The following is a 16,202-nucleotide window of genomic DNA, read 5'->3' as shown; positions in this document are numbered from 1 at the left end:
GGGTTGCGGATGCTTCACCTCGTTGGTCCGGCCGCCGCATCCCGCATCCAGTTCCTTGTTCGCGGGCGCGGCGCGTCCGGTGTTCCCGTACCGCCGGGTGCTTCCGTGTCGCGGGCGTGTCGTGCCCGGCCGCCCCGCGCGGGGGCGACACGGAGAGCGGCACGGCCGGCCACGAGAAAGCCGCCGCGGAACGGGGAACGCGGAACGGAGTCTTCCGCTTTGCTTTCTACCGTGGCAGGCATGAAGTCCTTCGTGATCGACATTCCCCGGACCGACCTCGACGACCTGCGTGACCGCCTCCGCCGCACCCGCTGGGCCGGGCAGCTGCCCGGCGGCTGGAGCCGGGGCGTCCCGGTCGACCACCTCCGGGAGCTGGCCGCGTACTGGGCCGACGGCTTCGACTGGCGGGCCCAGGAGGCGCGGCTCAACGCCTTCCCTCAGTACACGACCGACATCGACGGCCAGAGCGTCCACTTCGTGCACGCCCGATCGCCCGAGCCCGGCGCTGTGCCGTTGATCGTCACGCACAGCTGGCCGAACTCGGTCGCCGAGTTCATGAACGTCATCGGGCCGCTCAGCGACCCGCGCGCGCACGGTCTGGACCCCTCCATCGCCTTCCACGTGGTCGCGCCGTCGCTGCCCGGGTTCGGCTTCTCGCCGTTCCCCGAGCCCGCCGACGAGCGACCCTGGAGCATCGAGCGCGTCGCCCGCACCTGGGCGGAGCTGATGAGCAGGCTCGGCTACGAACGGTACGGCGCGCACGGCAACGACGCCGGGGCGCTGGTCACCCCGCGGCTGGCCGCCCTCGACACCGAGCACGTCATCGGCTCGCACATCACCGGCGGCCTGGGCATACCGACCGGCGACCCGGCCGAGCTGGCGGACGCGAGCGACGAGGAGCGGGAGACGGCCCGCCAGATCGGCGAGAGCTGGGCGGGAGGCAGCGGCTACGGCCCGTACCTGTCCAACCGGCCGCAGACGCTCGCCTTCGGCTTCGCCGACTCGCCCGTCATGCAGCTGGCGTACCTGGTCGAACGGTTCAAGGAGTTCGACGGGTGGCCCGGCGGCAAGGGGGAGGTGGCCGAGCCCGTCGACCGCGACCTGCTGCTGACCAACGCGAGCATCTACTGGTTCACCGGCACGGGCGGCTCCTCGTCCTGGACGTACTACGAAGGGGCGGCCGGTCTGCCGATCGACCAGACCGGTGTCCCGACGGGCGTCTCCCACGGCGGTCCCGACCTGTTCCGCCGGCTCGCCGAGCGCCGCAACCACGTCGTCCACTGGGCGGGCGAGCACAGCCCCAGCCACATGGTGGCCATGGCGAGCCCGCAGTCGCTGGTACGGAGCCTCCGGACGTTCTTCGCCCTGATCGCCTGAGGTATCCGGTTCGACCGGACCGGTGTGCCGGGACGTGACCCCTCCGCTAGGGTGCTGGGCGTGGAGATCCAGCGGGCCGAGGAGGCCGACGCGGGCGAGATTCTCACGGTGCAGCGGGCGGCGTACGTCACCGAGGCCCAGCTCTACGGCGATCCGTTCATCCCGCCGCTCGTCGAGTCCGTCGAGCAGGTCCGCGAGGCGATCCGCGACGGCGTCGTGCTCAAGGCTGTCGACGGGGGACGGGTCGTCGGCTCCGTCCGCGGCCGGATCTCCGGCGCCACCTGCCTCGTGGGCCGGCTGGTCGTGGCGCCCGACCAGCAGGGGCGGGGGCTGGGCACGGCCCTGTTACGGGCGCTGCACGAGCAGGTGCCGGAGGCGTCGGCGTTCGACCTGTTCACCGGCCACCTGTCGGAGGGGAACCTGCGGCTGTACCGCCGCCTCGGCTACCGGGAGACCCGCCGCGAGCGCATGGACGACCACCTGACGCTCGTCCACCTGCGGCGGTGAGCATCGAGGAGGAGGCCGATAGGCTTTGCGGGTGCTGAAGATCGGACTGACCGGCGGCATCGGATCCGGCAAGAGCGAGGTGTCGCGGCGGCTGGCCGCCCGCGGCGCCGTGGTGATCGACGCCGACAAGATAGCCCGCGAGGTCGTCGAGCCGGGCACGCCCGGCCTGGCGCGGGTGGTGGCGGTGTTCGGGGACGAGGTGCTGCGCGCCGACGGCTCGCTCGACCGCGAGAAGCTGGGCTCCATCGTCTTCAGCGACCCCGAGCGGCTCGCCGCGCTCAACGCGATCGTCCACCCCCTCGTGGGGGAGCGGGTCGCCGAGTTGCAGGGGCAGGCCGCCGACGACGCGATCGTGGTGTACGACGTGCCGCTGCTGGCCGAGAACAAGCTGGCCCCGATGTACGACGTGGTGATCGTCGTGGACGCCTCCGACGAGACGCGCGTCGCCCGCCTGGCCGAGCACCGCGGCATGGCCGAGAGCGACGCCCGGGCCCGTATCGCCGCCCAGGCCACCCGCGAGGAGCGGCTCGCGGTCGCGCACATCGTCATCGACAACGAGGGCACGCTCGACGCGCTGGAGGCCCGGGTCGGCGAGGTGTGGGACGAGCTCCTGCGCCGGGCGGCCCGCGGCTGACGGGGTAGGCGTTCCTGGCCCGGACGGACATGTCCGCCGCTCGGCGGGCTATGTAGAGTTCGAGATATGCCGAGAAGGCCCCGCATGACGACGTCCGTCCGCGACGTGCTGCGCGTGTTCCTCTCCGACCCCGCCCGCGAGCGGTACGGCCTCGACCTGTGCGCGGAGGCCGGGCTGGCGAGCGGCACCGTCTACCCGATCCTGGCGACGCTGGAGGAGATCGGCTGGGTGGAGAGCCGGTGGGAGGACCCGGACGTCCACGTCCGCGAAGGACGTCCCCGGCGGCGTTACTACCTGCTGACCCCCGGGGGCGCCGAGCAGGCCCGCGACGCGATCGCCGCGGCCTACCGCTCCCGCCGCCAGCTCGTCCCCGACTGGGCGCGTCCGCTGGGCACGACGGGGGGTGCGTCGTGAACCGCCGTGACATCGGGAAGGGCGGCCTCGCGGTGTCTCCTCCCAGGGGCTTTCATCGATCGCCGCCCGCCAGGAGGGGCTGTGGGACGCACGATTCGTCGCCGCGTGCGGGAGGGACGGCCACGGGCGGCCTCACGCGCCGTCACCGCGCCTTGGGGGGCGTCATGAGCATCCGTGGCGGCGCGTCAGGTGACGCGGTCATGGGCGTCCACGGTCGCGTGCCAGGTGACGCCTCGTGAGCGCCCTGGTGATCCGTCGTGGCGGTGGTTCCGCCCGCGAAGGGTCGTTCGAGCGGTTACGGGCCCTCCTAGCCGGCCGGTTGGGCGCCGAACAGCTCCGCGTGGTCGAGCGGGCCCACGCGACCGCCGCGTTCTGGCACCGTGACCAGAGCCGCCACAGCGGCGACCCGTACATCACCCACCCCGTGGCGGTGGCGGCGATCCTCGCCGACCTCGGCGCGGACCACGAGCTGCTGTGCGCCGCGCTGCTCCACGACGTGCTCCGCGACACCGCCTGCCCGGCGGCCGACCTGGAACGGGACTTCGGCCCGCGGATCGCCGCGCTGGTGCGGGACCTCGGGCGGCTGGAGGAGTGCGCGGAGGGAGAGCACACGGCCGTGGAGTGGGAGCGGTGCGCCGACCGCCGGGTGCTGACGCTCAAGCTGGCCGACCGGCTGCACAACCAGCGCACGATGCGCTGGATCTCCCCGGCCAAGCAGCACGCCAAGAGCCTGCAGACCTTGCGGGTGTTCGCGCCTGCCGCCGCGCGCCTGGGGATGCGCGGGGTGGAGCGCGAGCTGCGCCGGCTGGCCGAGGCGAGGCTGTCGGCCCTGGCCCGCGACGGCGTCCGGGTCTCCTTCGGCGTGGTGGAGGCCGCCGCGATCATGCTGCCCTCCGGGGTGCGGGGCCGGTGGCTGGAGGAGTGGCTGGGGGAGCTGCGCCGGGCGGACGGGCGCGTGGAGCGCGCGCGTTTCGTCGCGGGCCTGCTCGGGGGCATGCCGCGCATGGCGATCGCGCTCCGGCGCCGGACGACGGCCCAGGGCCGGACGTTCGCGGGCCGGACGTTCGTCGGTACGACGGCCGAGGGTCGGATGGCCGAGGGTCGGATGGCCGTAGGTCGCACGTTCGTGGGCCGGACGGTCGCGGGTCAGCGGATCGCCGCGGTGGTCGCCTGGGTCGGGGCGGCCGGGCGCGGTGTCGGCGCCAGGGCCTCGCGCGTGCTGCGGTGGGTGCTCGCCACCGACGCCCGCGTCTGCGCGGTGCTCGGCCCCCCGCTGCTCTGGTTGACGGCCGACGCGGCGGCGACGCGGCTCGCCGACGCCGTGACCCTCCTGATCACCGTCCCGCCCGTCCTGGCCTCCGGGGTCCGGGCCCTGCGGGAACGGCTGGGCGTCCCCCCGTCCCGCCGTCCACCGGGCGGGTAGGATCGCGGGAGTTCGGATCGGGGGGCGAGGCGCAACATGACGGTCGGGCACACGGGCGGCGAGCACACCGGGGCCGGGGGCGTCGGTCTGGAGCTGCGGGACCTGCGGGCCGACTGCGGGAGCTGCTTCGCCCTGTGCTGCGTCGCGCTGCCGTTCTCCAGGTCCGCCGACTTCGCCGTCGACAAGGACGCGGGCCGGCCCTGCCACAACCTCCAGGACGACTTCCGCTGCGGCATCCACCGGCACCTCCGCGAGGAGGGGTTCGCGGGGTGCACGGTGTTCGACTGCTTCGGCGCGGGCCAGAAGGTTTCCCAGGTCACCTTCGGCGGGCACGACTGGCGGAGCGAGCCGGGCACGGCGGGGCGGATGTTCGCGGTGTTCCCGGTCGTACGGCAGCTTCACGAGCTGCTGTGGTACCTCACCGAGGCGCTGACGCTGCCCGCGGCCGCGCCGGTGCGCGAGGAGGTCCTGCGGGCCAGGGACGAGATCGACGCCCTCACCAGGCTGGGCCCGGAGGAGCTGGCGGGGCTCGACGTGGCCGAGCGGCGGGGGCGGGTCAACCCGCTGCTGCTGCGCGTGAGCGAGCTCGTACGGGAGCCCGCGCGGGCGGGCGGCCAGGGCGGGCGCGACCGGAAGAAGGACCGCCGGGGCGCCGACCTCATCGGGGCGCGCCTGCGGGGAGCCGACCTGTACGGCGCCGACCTGCGAGGCGCGTACCTCATCGGCGCCGACCTCAGGGGAGCGGACCTCCGGCTGGCCGACCTCATCGGGGCCGACCTCAGAGGGGCCGACCTGTCCGGGGCCGATCTGACGGGCAGCGTCTTCCTCACGCAGTTCCAGCTCAACGCGGCCCGCGGCGACGCGGCCACGCGCATCCCGCCGGGGCTGACCCGTCCCGCCCACTGGAGCGCCACGGCGACCGCCCCGGCCCGGCGCGCCCCTCAGGGCGGCAAGCAGGCCCAGGACCGCACCCGCGCCGAAGGGCGGGCAGCCCGCGGCGGGGCGCGCCGGGACGCGCCCGCCGGACGGCGCGGCGGCCGTCCGAAGGGCCGGGGCCGCGACGGGAAGTGACCCCGCCGCCCGGCACCCGCCGGGCTGCGGCGAGCGGGTCAGAACGGGGCGTCGAGGGGGACAGGCCGTACGTCCGGAAGATACGGATCAAGCTCCCCCGGCTCGAACCGGGACATCCCGATCACATGCCAGAACTGCCCCGCCACCTCCCCCTCCACCTTGTACCGGCCGCTCGGCGACAGCGCCGCCCAGCCCTCCGGTAAACCGAGGAGCGTGGCGTGGCGGTCCTTGCCGCGCCAGAGGATCACCACGCCGTCGTCCCCGGCCGTGGCCAGCAGGTCCGGGTCGGACGGGCTGTAGGCCACCGACCACACCCGCCGCGTGTGCCCCTTCAGCGAGTCCAGCAGCCGCCCCGTGACCGTGTCCCACACGCGTACGGTCAGGTCGTCGCCCGCGGTCGCCAGGCGCTCGCCGGTCAGGTCGAAGGCCACCGACCAGAGCCGCCCGGTGTGCTCCTCAAGGGTGTGCCGCAGCACGGGCTGCCACGGCTGGCCGGGTCGCAGCTCCCACACCCGGGCCGTCCCGTCGTTGCTGGCGCTGGCCAGGTAGCGGCCGGACGGCGAGAAGACCACCGCGTACACCCGGTCCTTGTGCCCTTCCAGGGTGGCCACGAGGCCGCCGGACTCGACATGCCAGACGCGGACCGTCCGGTCGTCGCAGCCGGTCGCCACGTGGCGGCCGTCGGGGCTGAACGCGATCGAGCGGACCCGGCCCCGGTGGTCGGCCAGGTTGCTGACCAGGCGGCCCGTCGCGCGGTACCAGACGCGCACGCTGTCGTCGTCGTTGGCCGTGGCCAGCAGGGTGCCGTCGGGGCTGAACGCCTCCGCCCACACGTGGTCGGTCTCGGCGTTGAGCTCGCGCTCGTACTCGCCGGTGGTGGCGTTCCAGAAGTGGACGCCGCCGTCGTTGCTGGAGGTGGCCAGCACCGGCCCGGCGGGGGAGAACAGCGCGGAGACGAGCCGGTCGGAGGCGCCGGTGAACTCGCGCAGCCGCCGCCCCGTGGCCGCCTCCCACACGCGCACGACCCCGTCGTTGCCACTGGTGGCCAGCATGGTGCCGTCGGCGCTGAAGCGGACCGACGAGATGCGCCGGCCGTGGCCGCGCAGGATCCGCTGGCACTTGCCGCTCACCGGGTCCCACAGCCGGACGGTGCCGTCGTTGCTGCTGGTGGCCAGCTGCTGGCCGTCGGGGCGGAACGCGAACGGCCAGACGGAGCTGCGGTGGCCGGTCAGCTCGACGCGGGTCGTGGAGCCGGCCTCCTGCAGGCGGACCACGCCGTTGGAGTCGCCGCTGGCGATGGTGCGGCCGTCGGGGCTGAACGTCACCTGGTAGACGCTCGCGGAGTGGACCGTGTGCGGCCCGCGCGGCTCGGCCGCGACCGGGTCCCACAGGCGGACCGCGCCGGCCGTGTCGCCGGTGGCCAGCAGGGTGCCGTCCGGGGAGAACGCGACGCAGTAGATCGACCCGGCGTGACCGGTCAGGGCGCGGCGCAGGGTCCACGTCCCGGTGTCCCACAGGCGCACCGTGCCCGCCTCGTCGCCGGTGGCCAGCAGGGTGCCGTCGGGGCTGTGGACCGCCCGGTAGACCGCGCCGTCGTGGCCGTCGAGGGTGGCCGCCACCTCACCGGACGCGAGGTCCCAGACCCGTACGACGCCCGCCGAGTCGCCCGTCACCAGCTCCGCGTGCCCGAACGAGGCCGTGTAGACGGGCGCCCGGTGCCCGGCCAGGCGGTGGACCTCGCGGCCCGTGGCGGTCTCCCAGACGCGGACGACGCCGTCGCCGCCGCCCGCCGCCAGCAGCTCGCCGGTGGGGCTGAGGCGGACCGGCCAGACGCCGTCGGGATGGCCCTCCAGCCGCCGCAGCAGCGTGCCGGTCACCGCGTCCCACAGCAGCACGCTGCCGTCGCTGGCGCCGGAGGCGAGCAGGTCGCCGGCGAAGGACACGGCGTAGACGCGGCCGTGGTGGCCCTGGAGGGTGCGCACGGGCGCGCCGCCCACGCAGAGCAGCACGCCGCCGTCCTCGTTGCCGATGGCGATCGTGGTGCCGTCGTGGCTGTAGGCGATGGGCTCGGGCAGGCGGCTGGTCTGGAAGTGGTAGCCGTACGGGACGCCGATGGCGGCGGGCGCGAGCTGCACCTCGACCGGAGTGCCGGGCACCACGGCGGCGCCCGGCAGGTCGGGCAGCGTGCCGCTGACGTGGATGAGCGCCGCGCGGTGCCAGCGGGCGCCGTCGGCGGTCACGTCGCTCAGGTCGGTGTGGACGAGGCGGGTGCCGGACAGGTCGGCGCCCCGCAGGTCGGCCCCCGCCAGCGAGGCGCCGTCGAGGCGGGCGCCGGTGAGCCGGGCGTCGCGCAGGACGGCCCTGGACAGGTTGGTGCGGGCCAGCGTCGCCTCCGACAGGTCGGCGCCGGTCAGGTCGACCTCCTGCAGGTCGCGTTCCGACAGGTCCTCGCCCTTGAAGTTGGCGCCGCGCAGGTCGGACTGCGCCGGGGTGCGCAGCCGGCCGGCGATCTTGACGGCGTTGGCGCCGGCGTGCCGCCCGGGCGGCGGGTCGTTCACCCACGCCCGCAGGGCCCGCACGTCGGCCAGGTCGCACAGGAACTCGACGCTCAGCGGCGTCAGCGGCCCCCGCGCCAGGGTCACCGGGTCGTCGAGGGTGTCGGCGACGTGCTTGGCGACCAGCCACTCCATCACCGAGGAGTGGATGAACCCGAACATGCCCTCCTCGGTGCGCACCAGCAGGCTGCCCGAGCCCATCGCGTACGCCGCGTGCGCCGCCGACAGCTGCCCGCCCGCCAGGTCCGTCAGCGTCTCGGCGAACTCGGTCAGCTCCTCCACGCCGAGCAGCGCCTCGTTCGACTCCCACAGGCGCAGCGCCAGGGCCGTGACCGCCTGCCACAGCTCCTCCAGCGTCAGGCCCGCGGCCGAGCCGGGCAGCGCCGCCCGCCGCGCCTCGAACGTCAGCCAGGAGGTGAGGATCTCCTGGTAGAGCTGCGCGGGGCTGGTGGTGTGGCGGGCCCGGGCCACGGTGCGCAGCCGGTCGGCGTCGAGGTCGGCGATGAAGCTCAGCATGCGCGGGTTCTGCGCCAGGCCGAGCAGGTCCTCGATGCTCTCCAGCAGCGACATGCGCGCCGCCGCCTCGTCGCCGTCGTCGTACCGGTTGACCAGGTAGGAGTGGATCTGGTCGCGGGAGAAGTCCTCGACGGCCAGCAGCCGCCGCTGCGGCAGCACGCCGACCATCTCGCCGAGCGAGCGCAGCACCTGGCCGTGGGAGCGGAAGTGCTGGGTGCGGCTGGCCACCACGATCTTCGCCTTGTCCTCGGCCGCGGCGAGCAGGGTCGCGAGGTGGTCGGCGGCCCGGTCGTAGGTGAGCCGGGCGACCAGCTCGTCGAAACCGTCGAACAGCAGCACGATGCGCCCCTGCCGCAGCAGGTAGCGGAACGCCTTGAGGTCGATCAGCTCCTCGCCGTGGGTGGCGAGGTGGGCGGCCACCAGCGCGTCCACCGAATGGGCCTTGTCCAGGGCTCGCAGCTCGATGAACAGCGGCGTCAGGTGCGGCAGCTCGGCCGGCAGGCGCCGGGCGAGCTCGCGCAGCGCGAACGTCTTGCCGTGGCCGAAGTCGCCGAGCAGCAGCAGGAAGCGGCCGTGGTCGCTGGCGAGCAGCCGCATCAGCTCGTCGGTGAGCCCGTCCTTGACCGGGTGGCCGGGGCGGTCCAGCTCGCGGTAGCGCTGGGGCACGTACAGGCCGGGAGGGTAGCGCCGGTCGCCGGTCAGCCGGGCGGTCTGCTCGGCGACGTACCCGGACAGGTCGAGCAGCCCCTGGAACTCGGTGAAGCTGCGCAGCAGCACCCCCCGGCGCACGAGCGCGTCGCGCAGCGCCCGCTCGGGCGGCGGCCCCTGGTAGACCAGCTCGCCCTGGAGCCCGGCCGCGTGGGCCTGCCGGGCGAACGCCTCGGCGGCGGCCTCGTCCACCCGGCCGACGTGCGCGCCGACCATGGTCAGCCGGACGAACCCGTCGTCCGGGTGGGTGACGACCAGGTGCGTGGGGAAGCGGCGGATCCGCGCGCGCTCGTGCCGGGCCTCGCAGACCTCGCTGATCCGGTCGAGCAGCAGCTCCACCGGGCTGGGCTCGCGCTCGGGCGGCTCCCGGCGGGGGCGCGGCACCTGCGGGGCCTCGCCGGCGAACGGCGCCCGGGCGGCCCGCCAGCTCCGCGTGGCCTTCGCGGGCTCCTGGTCGGGCAGCCAGGTGCGGACGCCGCCGGGCGTGATCTCGACGACCTGGTGGCGGCCCGCCCGCGGCGCGGCCATGGCCGCCTCGCCGTCGCCCTCGCCGGCGGGGTCGCGTCCGGTGCCGTGGAAGAGCAGGTTGAGCCGGTGGGCCAGCAGCCGCTCGAACGTGGGCGCGTCGCGCAGCGCCGACGGCGGGTGGCCCATCACGCCGAGCCGCAGCCACTCGCTCTCCTCGTACGGCCGCAGCCGCTCGGCGAACCAGGCCGCCTGCGCCTCGCCGAGCTGCGCGTACGCGTCGCGCTCCAGATGGCTCATGGCCATGGTCGAGTTCAGCCCGGCCACGACCACCTTCAGGTCGGGCACCTGGAAGAGCGTCCACGGCTGCCCGCCGTCGAACACCCGGTCGTCGAGGCCCTGGTAGACCTCGTCGAACAGGCCGGCGAAGTGGCGCCACTTCGGCCAGTACGGCGGCTGCGGGCTGACGTCGTCGGCCTCGCAGGTGAGGAAGTAGGCGCTGGCCGCGGCCTTGGTGACGTCGCGCGGCCCGGGCACGAGGACGAGCCGGTGCGGCTCCAGCCCGAGCAGCAGCCGCAGGTCCGTCACGAACCGGGTGGCCTGGGCGAACTGCCCGAGGCTGCCCGACTCGGTCAGGTCGCCGCTGACCACCATGAGGTCGGGCCGCGGCATGCCCCGGTCGTACATGGAGGTGAGGTCGGCCCAGATGCGCGCCTGCATGTCCTCGGGCGTGAACGGCTCGCCGGGGTCGGGCAGCGCCCGGCCGAACCGGGGCCCGCCGATGTGCAGGACGCTCAGCGACTCGCGCCGGTGCCCGGGCCCGGCCGCGGGCGGGAACTTCGGCGCGGTCACCGGCGTGCGGCGGGCCCGGGAGCGCTCGGCCGGGGCCGGCAGGGTCGGGTCGGGCGCCGGCGCGCCGGCCTGGGCCGAGGTGGGGAAGGCGGGCGGCACGTCGGGCTTGGCCCGGCCGGCCAGCGCCTCGCCGACGCGGCCGAGCAGCCGCGCCCGCGCCTGGTCGGGGTCGGTCACGCCGAGGAGGTCGACCCAGGTGATGGTGGACAGCAGACCCTCCAGATGGACGTCCTCCAGCCGGATCGTCACCAGCTTGCGCGACGGGTCGTCGGGGTCGGCGCGCAGCGCGGCCTGCCACTCCAGGCGCCCGTAGCGGGAGGTGAGGTAGTTGCGCGACAGCACGGCGACGACGAGGTGCGCCTCGCTGACGCCGCGGTCCATGAAGTCGATGAAGTTCGTGCCGGGCACGAAGTCCCACGCCTGAATCATGGTCTTGTACCCGGCGGCTTCGAGTTCCCACGCGATCCAGGTCGCCCAGGCCGTGTCGGCGGGGGAGTAGCTGACGAAGATCTCGGTCGGCCTGCCGTCGCGTGACATCTGCTCAGTATCCCTCGCGGCGTCGGCGTTTTGGAGGCGATGTGCGATCATCGTCGGGTGTGGCGGCGTCTCGGCGTGCTCGACTGGATCAGGATCGGCCTGCTGGCGCTCGGTGTGCTGTTCGTGGCGACCGGGCTGCTGCCGCTGCGCGAGGCGGCCGAGAGCATGGACGACATCGGACCCCTGCTGGTGTTCCTGGTGGGGATCATCGTGCTGGCCGAGCTGACCAAGGAGGCGCAGGTCTTCGACGTCATCGCGGCGCGGATGGCGGTGCTCGGCCGCGGTAACTACGCCGCCCTCTTCCTGCTCTGCACGGCTTTCGCCTCTTTTGTCACGATATTTCTGAATCTTGATACGACTGCGGTGTTGCTCACCCCGGTCATGCTGGCCCTGGCGCCCAAGGCGCGCATCGCCCCGCTGCCCCTGGCCATGACCACGATCTGGCTGGCCAACACCGCGAGCCTGCTGCTGCCGGTCTCCAACCTCACCAACCTGCTCGGCATGCAGAAGATCGGCCTGAACGCCCAGGAGTTCGCCGCCCGCATGTGGGCGCCGCAGCTCGCCTCCATCGCCGTGACCATGGTGTTCCTGTGGGTGTTCTACTGGCGCCGCGGTCAGCGCCGCGACCTGCGCTACACGCCGCCGCTGCTGGAGCCCGTCGGCGACCGGGTGCTGTTCGGCGTCTCCTCGGCGGCCTGCGTCCTGTTCATCGTGGCGCTCCTGCTCAAGGTCGAGGTGGGCGTCGCCGCCCCGGCCGCGGCGCTGGTCGTCGTGGCCGCCTACGCCGTGCGCGACCGCCGCCGGCTCACCTGGAGCCTGATCCCCTGGCAGCTGCTCATCTTCGTGACCGGCCTGTTCCTCGTGGTGCCCACCCTCAGCCGGTACGGCCTGGCCGACCTCATGAGCCGGCTGCTGGGCGACGGCCAGGACCCGTACCGCACGGCCGCCGTCGGCGGCGCGCTGGCCAACACGATCAACAACCTGCCCGCCTACAAGGCCGTCGAGCAGGTCATCCCCTCCGGCGCGCAGGGGCAGCTCCTCGCCCTGCTCATCGGCACCAACGTGGCCACCGTCATCACGCCCTGGGCCTCGCTGGCCACGCTGCTGTGGTTCGAGTCGTGCCGCCGGCACGACGTGCCCGTGCCGATGCGGCGCTTCCTGGCGACCGGCGCCGGACTCGCCGTCGTCGGGCTGCTTGTCACGGTCTGGGCGCTCGTGCTGACTTCCTGAGCAGGTGTTAAGTTCGCAACAATAGCCCCATGAGTCACACCATGCCGCAGAGGAATGTCGGGCTGCTCGTCGCCGGAGTGGCCGCGGTCGCCGGCCTGGCGGGCTGCGGCGGCGCGACGTCGCCCGCCAGTGGGCGGGAGACGGCGCCGCCGGCGGTGTCCTCCTCCGAACCCGTCGCGAGCGCGCCGGTCGAGGGGACGACGGCCGTGCGGACCGTCAAGCTGGAGGTCCTCGGCGAGGGCCGGGCCGTCCAGCCCATCATGTACGTGGGCGACTTCAACGGCACCGAGACCGGCGGCATGACGCTGCCCTGGTCGAAGACCGTGACGCTGGAGCTGACCCCGGCCGAGCAGAAGGTCGGCAAGCTCGTGTCCGTCGTGGCCGGCGGCGTGCAGACCACGGACGGCCAGATCGCCGAGGGCTCCTGCCGCATCAGCGTGGACGGCAGGAAGGTCGTCGCCGCCAAGGGGCTGTGCGAGTACAAGGTCAAGTAGGCTCAGCGGACCAGGTCGAGGAGGGCGGGCAGGGCGCGCGGATGGGCGGCGACGAAGCTGCGGTCCTCCGGCGCGGCGTCGAAGCCCTCCTCGAACGGCCCGCCGTCCAGCGCCCGGATCTCGATGCCCGCCTCGCGCGCGAGCAGCGCCCCCGCCGGCAGGTCCACCGCCTCGGCCCGGTAGCCGACGAAGCCGTCGATGTCGCCCCTGGCCAGCATCGCCCACTGCAGCAGCGGCGCCCAGAGCTGCAGCATCCGGCGGGCGTGCCCCTCCAGCCGCGCCTTCAGCTCCCGTACGGCGGCGTCGCCGCGCGAGACGGTGTAGCCCTGCGTCCAGGCCAGCAGCGGCCCGTGCGGCGACGGCTGGTACGGCGCGGCCAGCCGCGCCCCCGAGGAGGCGAGCGCGCCGCCGCCCCGGACCGCCGACCACGTCTGCCCGGCCACCGGGTCGTGGACCACGCCCACCACCGGCCGCCCCTCCCGGCACAGGGCCAGCCCGACCACGTAGGCCGGCAGGCCGATCGCCACGTTGTTGGTGCCGTCGAGCGGGTCGACCAGCCAGGTCCACTCCCCGTCGCGCGCCCCCAGCAGCCCCGACTCCTCGGCGATCACCGAGTGCGACGGGAACGCCGCCAGCACCCGCTCCAGCAGCAGCTTCTCGGAGGCGAGGTCGAGGTCGGTCACCACGTCGCCGGAGCCGCCCTTGGCGCGGACCCCCAGCGCGCCGCCCGCTCCCGTCCGGATCAGCCGCCCCGCGGCCTCGGCGGCCTCGACGGCGACCGCGCGCGCGTGCTGTAGGTCCATCGGCACCCCTCAGGTCAGGTGGGCGGCTATCAGACTGACGGCGCGGGCCGTCTCCTCGGCGTCGAGCGGTTGCCTGGCGACGTGATGGCCGCGCCCGGCGAGAGGGCCGAGCGACAGGTCGCGGCTGCCCGGCCGGCCCCGGCCCAGGGCGATCGTGGCCGCCTCCCCGCCCTCGGGCACCACGCTGCTGTGGAAGCGACCCGCGCTCAGCGTGTAGCTGTCGCCGGGGCCGAACGCCTCGACCAGGCCCGTGGCGTGGCGCACGGTGCGGCCGGTCGGGGTGAGGTGGTCGCCGCCGGCGTCGCTGACCACCTCGAACACCCGGTGTGTGGCGTCCGGGCCGGCGTCGGTCACGTCCACGTGGACGTTGCGGATCTGGCCGTACAGGACGTGGCTGAACAGGTCCCAGCTGTGGCAGTGGATCTGCGAGGTGGTGCTCTCGGCGTGGGCCAGCGCCCCGGACCACAGGTGGACGCACACGCCGTCGCCGCCCCGGCGCTCCAGCGGCAGGCAGACGAAGCCGAGCGGGTGGCGCACCGCCCGCACCGCCCCGGACAGCGCCCGCAGCGTCCACTCCCGGGCCCGGCCCCCGGTCAGCTCCTCGTAGACCTCGTCGTGGCGCACCCCGCTCACCCCGCGTACGGGTTGAGGGCGCGCAGCGCCTTGCGGGCGATGTCCACCACGTCGTGCTCGTTGTACGAGCGCGGCAGCGGCACCCCGATCCGCTCGAACAGGTCCTGGACCTCCTCGACCGTCGGCTCGTCGCTGAGCGGCACCTTCTTGTACTTCTCCAGCGGCACCCGGCGCGCCTGCTCGAAGCTGAGCCGCAGCTCGGTGTCGCAGTTCTCGTAGAAGAACGTGCCGGCCAGGGCGGTCATCGCCCGGTTGGGGTCCTCGACCGTCATGATGAGGCGGGTCGCCGAGATGTCCCAGCGGAACGTCGTCATCGTGGCCGACAGCCCCACCCCGATGTCGAGCAGGCCGTAGCGCTGGCGGTGCCAGAAGGCGGCCAGGATCGTCGCGTACGACTCCTTCCTGACCCGGTCGGTCGTCCACGTCTCACCGGTGCCGTCGGGCGCGTCGGACAGGGAGCGCCGGTAGTGGGCGTAGGTCTCGCACACCTCGGCGTTCGTCGGGTCGACGATCTCGATCCGCACGGTGAGGTGCCGCTTGACGCGGCGGGCCGCGGCCACGCACTCGGGCAGGGTGACGGCCCGCAGGTAGGTGCCGGTGCCGCCGCGGAAGCTCCACCGGGTGGTGTCCTTGCGCGCCTCGGCGTGGGCCTGCGCGATCTCCTGGCGGCTGCCCAGCACCCGGACGAGCTGCAGCGCGTCGAGCGCCTTGCGGGTGCCGGCGACCAGGCCGTCGATCTCGTCCAGGCGGGCCAGGCGGACGGGCAGGTCGGCGAGCGCGCCCGAGGTGATGGTCTCCTCGACGGGCGCCTGCCGGACGCGGTCGCGCAGCAGCGCGGTGGCCACGAGCGCCAGGATCACCAGGGTGGCGGCGCTGACGAGCTGCTGCTGCACCTTGTCGCCCTCGGGGGGCTTGCCGAACATGTCGTCGGGCATGATGCCGAGCACGCCGACGACGACGGCGAGGACCAGGGCGATCGCGCCGTCGGCGTTCTGGGCCGCCCATGGCGCTACCCGGCTCCACGCCGACCTGAACCGTGACATCGCTGGCCCCGCATCCGACGATCGTTCAGTTCCCCGAGCGCCATGGTAACGATCGTCCCAAGAGCGTGCCACCGCGTGAGGGATACCCTCGCCGCGCGCCGGAGGGAGGGTGCCGTGCCCCTCCCTCCGGGGGGCGGCTCAGAACCAGCCGCGGTGCCGTGCCATCTGCTCCAGGCCGTGGTGCAGGGCCGCGTCGGCAGCCCCGGGCCCGGTGTCGTAGCGGACCGTGAAGCGGTTGTAGGCGTCGTGGCCGGAGGTGAGGAAGCCGCCCCGCTTGTCGGCCTCCAGGATGACGTCCATCTGCTGCGGTCCCGCGATGAAGGTCAGCTCCAGCTCGTTGAAGTAGCGCCGCCACTGCCCGCCGGCGTGGTACTCGATCTCCTGGAAGAACGGCATGGTCGAGCCGTACAGCGTGCCCCGCTCCAGGTCGGCCTTCTTGAAGTGGAAGCCCATCCGGTCGAGGGCGCCCAGCAGGTGCTCCTGCGCCGGCAGCGGGTTCACGAACAGGGGGTCGAGGTCGCCCTTGTCGAGCGCGCCCGCCAGCGCCAGCTCGGTCTGCACGCCGAGCCGCATGCCGTGCAGCGGCTGCCCGCCGACGGCGCTGATCGGCGTCTCCCACGGGATCTGGATCTCGAACGGCTGGCTGTGCTGCGCCCCCGCGGCGAGCTGGAAGGCCCCCGCGACCTGGCGGCGCAGGAAGCTGTAGGTGGTCTTGTACTCGTTGTCGCCGCTCTCCACCTCGACCACGGCGGTCAGGTCCAGGTGGATGCCCTCGACCTTGTAGTCGGAGCCGCCGCCCCGGAAGTTGACGACGCCGCGCAGCGGGTCTCCCGGGCGGACGGTGGTGCCGGACAGCACCGTGTCGACCTCGACGCCCGCGCCGAACGCGGCCATCAGCTTGCGGAACACCATGGGGTTCTCTCCTATGCGGTTCGGTTGC

Annotated in this window: 13 protein-coding genes; 8 read left to right on the top strand and 5 right to left on the bottom strand. The window is 74.0% G+C overall.

What is annotated here, in order from left to right; genetic code table 11:
• Positions 1-240 precede the first annotated feature (240 nt).
• From HT134_RS06275 to HT134_RS06250, 6 genes are all read left to right on the top strand, one after another.
• Positions 241-1,377: an epoxide hydrolase family protein gene (locus HT134_RS06275; RefSeq protein ID WP_175599231.1), complete on the top strand. Its 1,137-nt coding sequence runs from the start codon at positions 241-243 to the stop codon at positions 1,375-1,377.
• Between the two features lie 54 nt (positions 1,378-1,431).
• Entirely contained in the window at positions 1,432-1,884 is a 453-nt protein-coding gene (locus HT134_RS06270; RefSeq protein WP_175600175.1) for a GNAT family N-acetyltransferase, read from the top strand.
• Positions 1,885-1,915: 31 nt separating this feature from the next.
• On the top strand, positions 1,916-2,518 hold the full coding sequence (coaE, locus tag HT134_RS06265) for a dephospho-CoA kinase (protein ID WP_175599230.1): 603 nt from the start codon (positions 1,916-1,918) through the stop codon (positions 2,516-2,518).
• Positions 2,519-2,602: 84 nt separating this feature from the next.
• On the top strand, positions 2,603-2,932 hold the full coding sequence (locus HT134_RS06260) for a PadR family transcriptional regulator (protein ID WP_175599229.1): 330 nt from the start codon (positions 2,603-2,605) through the stop codon (positions 2,930-2,932).
• A 235-nt stretch (positions 2,933-3,167) separates the two neighbouring features.
• Positions 3,168-4,355 carry an HD domain-containing protein gene (locus HT134_RS06255; RefSeq protein ID WP_175599228.1) on the top strand — a complete coding sequence of 396 codons (1,188 nt, stop codon included), beginning with the start codon at positions 3,168-3,170 and terminating at the stop codon, positions 4,353-4,355.
• 36 nt (positions 4,356-4,391) lie between these two features.
• The gene (locus tag HT134_RS06250; RefSeq protein ID WP_175599227.1) at positions 4,392-5,426 is read left to right on the top strand and encodes a pentapeptide repeat-containing protein; all 1,035 of its coding nucleotides are present in this window, start codon (positions 4,392-4,394) and stop codon (positions 5,424-5,426) included.
• 38 nt (positions 5,427-5,464) lie between these two features.
• Here the strand turns inward: HT134_RS06250 and HT134_RS06245 are convergent, their stop codons facing one another.
• On the bottom strand, positions 5,465-11,059 hold the full coding sequence (locus tag HT134_RS06245; RefSeq protein WP_175599226.1) for a WD40 domain-containing protein: 5,595 nt from the start codon (positions 11,057-11,059) through the stop codon (positions 5,465-5,467).
• Positions 11,060-11,116: 57 nt separating this feature from the next.
• On the opposite strand from HT134_RS06245, the gene HT134_RS06240 reads away from it, so the two are divergent.
• Both HT134_RS06240 and HT134_RS06235 read left to right on the top strand, forming a co-directional pair.
• A complete protein-coding gene (locus HT134_RS06240; RefSeq protein WP_312887993.1) occupies positions 11,117-12,289 on the top strand; it encodes an ArsB/NhaD family transporter in 1,173 nt (390 codons plus the stop codon).
• A 41-nt stretch (positions 12,290-12,330) separates the two neighbouring features.
• Positions 12,331-12,783, top strand: coding sequence for a hypothetical protein (locus HT134_RS06235; RefSeq protein ID WP_175599224.1), 453 nt, complete (start codon positions 12,331-12,333; stop codon positions 12,781-12,783).
• 2 nt (positions 12,784-12,785) lie between these two features.
• Here the strand turns inward: HT134_RS06235 and HT134_RS06230 are convergent, their stop codons facing one another.
• The 4 genes from HT134_RS06230 to HT134_RS06215 form a co-directional block, all read right to left on the bottom strand.
• Positions 12,786-13,586 carry an inositol monophosphatase family protein gene (locus HT134_RS06230; protein ID WP_175599223.1) on the bottom strand — a complete coding sequence of 267 codons (801 nt, stop codon included), beginning with the start codon at positions 13,584-13,586 and terminating at the stop codon, positions 12,786-12,788.
• 9 nt (positions 13,587-13,595) lie between these two features.
• Entirely contained in the window at positions 13,596-14,210 is a 615-nt protein-coding gene (locus HT134_RS06225; RefSeq protein WP_175599222.1) for a hypothetical protein, read from the bottom strand.
• Positions 14,211-14,215: 5 nt separating this feature from the next.
• Positions 14,216-15,262, bottom strand: a complete 1,047-nt coding sequence (locus tag HT134_RS06220) for a hypothetical protein (RefSeq protein WP_175599221.1) — start codon at positions 15,260-15,262, stop codon at positions 14,216-14,218.
• 138 nt (positions 15,263-15,400) lie between these two features.
• Positions 15,401-16,174 (bottom strand): sporulation protein, encoded by a 774-nt coding sequence (locus HT134_RS06215; protein WP_175599220.1) that lies wholly within the window; start codon positions 16,172-16,174, stop codon positions 15,401-15,403.
• Positions 16,175-16,202: the final 28 nt, after the last annotated feature.

Source organism: Nonomuraea rhodomycinica (assembly GCF_013363995.1).
In the GTDB taxonomy this organism is placed as follows: Bacteria; Actinomycetota; Actinomycetes; order Streptosporangiales; family Streptosporangiaceae; genus Nonomuraea; species Nonomuraea rhodomycinica.
Note: the sequence above shows the minus strand (reverse complement) of the source record. Positions and strands in the feature narration are given on the sequence as shown.

Bases quoted from the DNA above. Each gene is read 5' to 3' on its own strand.
- HT134_RS06275 (WP_175599231.1), top strand. From the start codon at position 241: ATGAAGTCCTTCGTGATCGACATTCCCCGGACCGACCTCGACGACCTG.
- HT134_RS06235 (WP_175599224.1), top strand. From the start codon at position 12,331: ATGCCGCAGAGGAATGTCGGGCTGCTCGTCGCCGGAGTGGCCGCGGTC.
- HT134_RS06250 (WP_175599227.1), top strand. From the start codon at position 4,392: ATGACGGTCGGGCACACGGGCGGCGAGCACACCGGGGCCGGGGGCGTC.
- HT134_RS06220 (WP_175599221.1), bottom strand. From the start codon at position 15,262: ATGTCACGGTTCAGGTCGGCGTGGAGCCGGGTAGCGCCATGGGCGGCC.
- HT134_RS06245 (WP_175599226.1), bottom strand. From the start codon at position 11,059: ATGTCACGCGACGGCAGGCCGACCGAGATCTTCGTCAGCTACTCCCCC.
- HT134_RS06230 (WP_175599223.1), bottom strand. From the start codon at position 13,586: ATGGACCTACAGCACGCGCGCGCGGTCGCCGTCGAGGCCGCCGAGGCC.
- HT134_RS06260 (WP_175599229.1), top strand. From the start codon at position 2,603: ATGACGACGTCCGTCCGCGACGTGCTGCGCGTGTTCCTCTCCGACCCC.
- HT134_RS06215 (WP_175599220.1), bottom strand. From the start codon at position 16,174: ATGGTGTTCCGCAAGCTGATGGCCGCGTTCGGCGCGGGCGTCGAGGTC.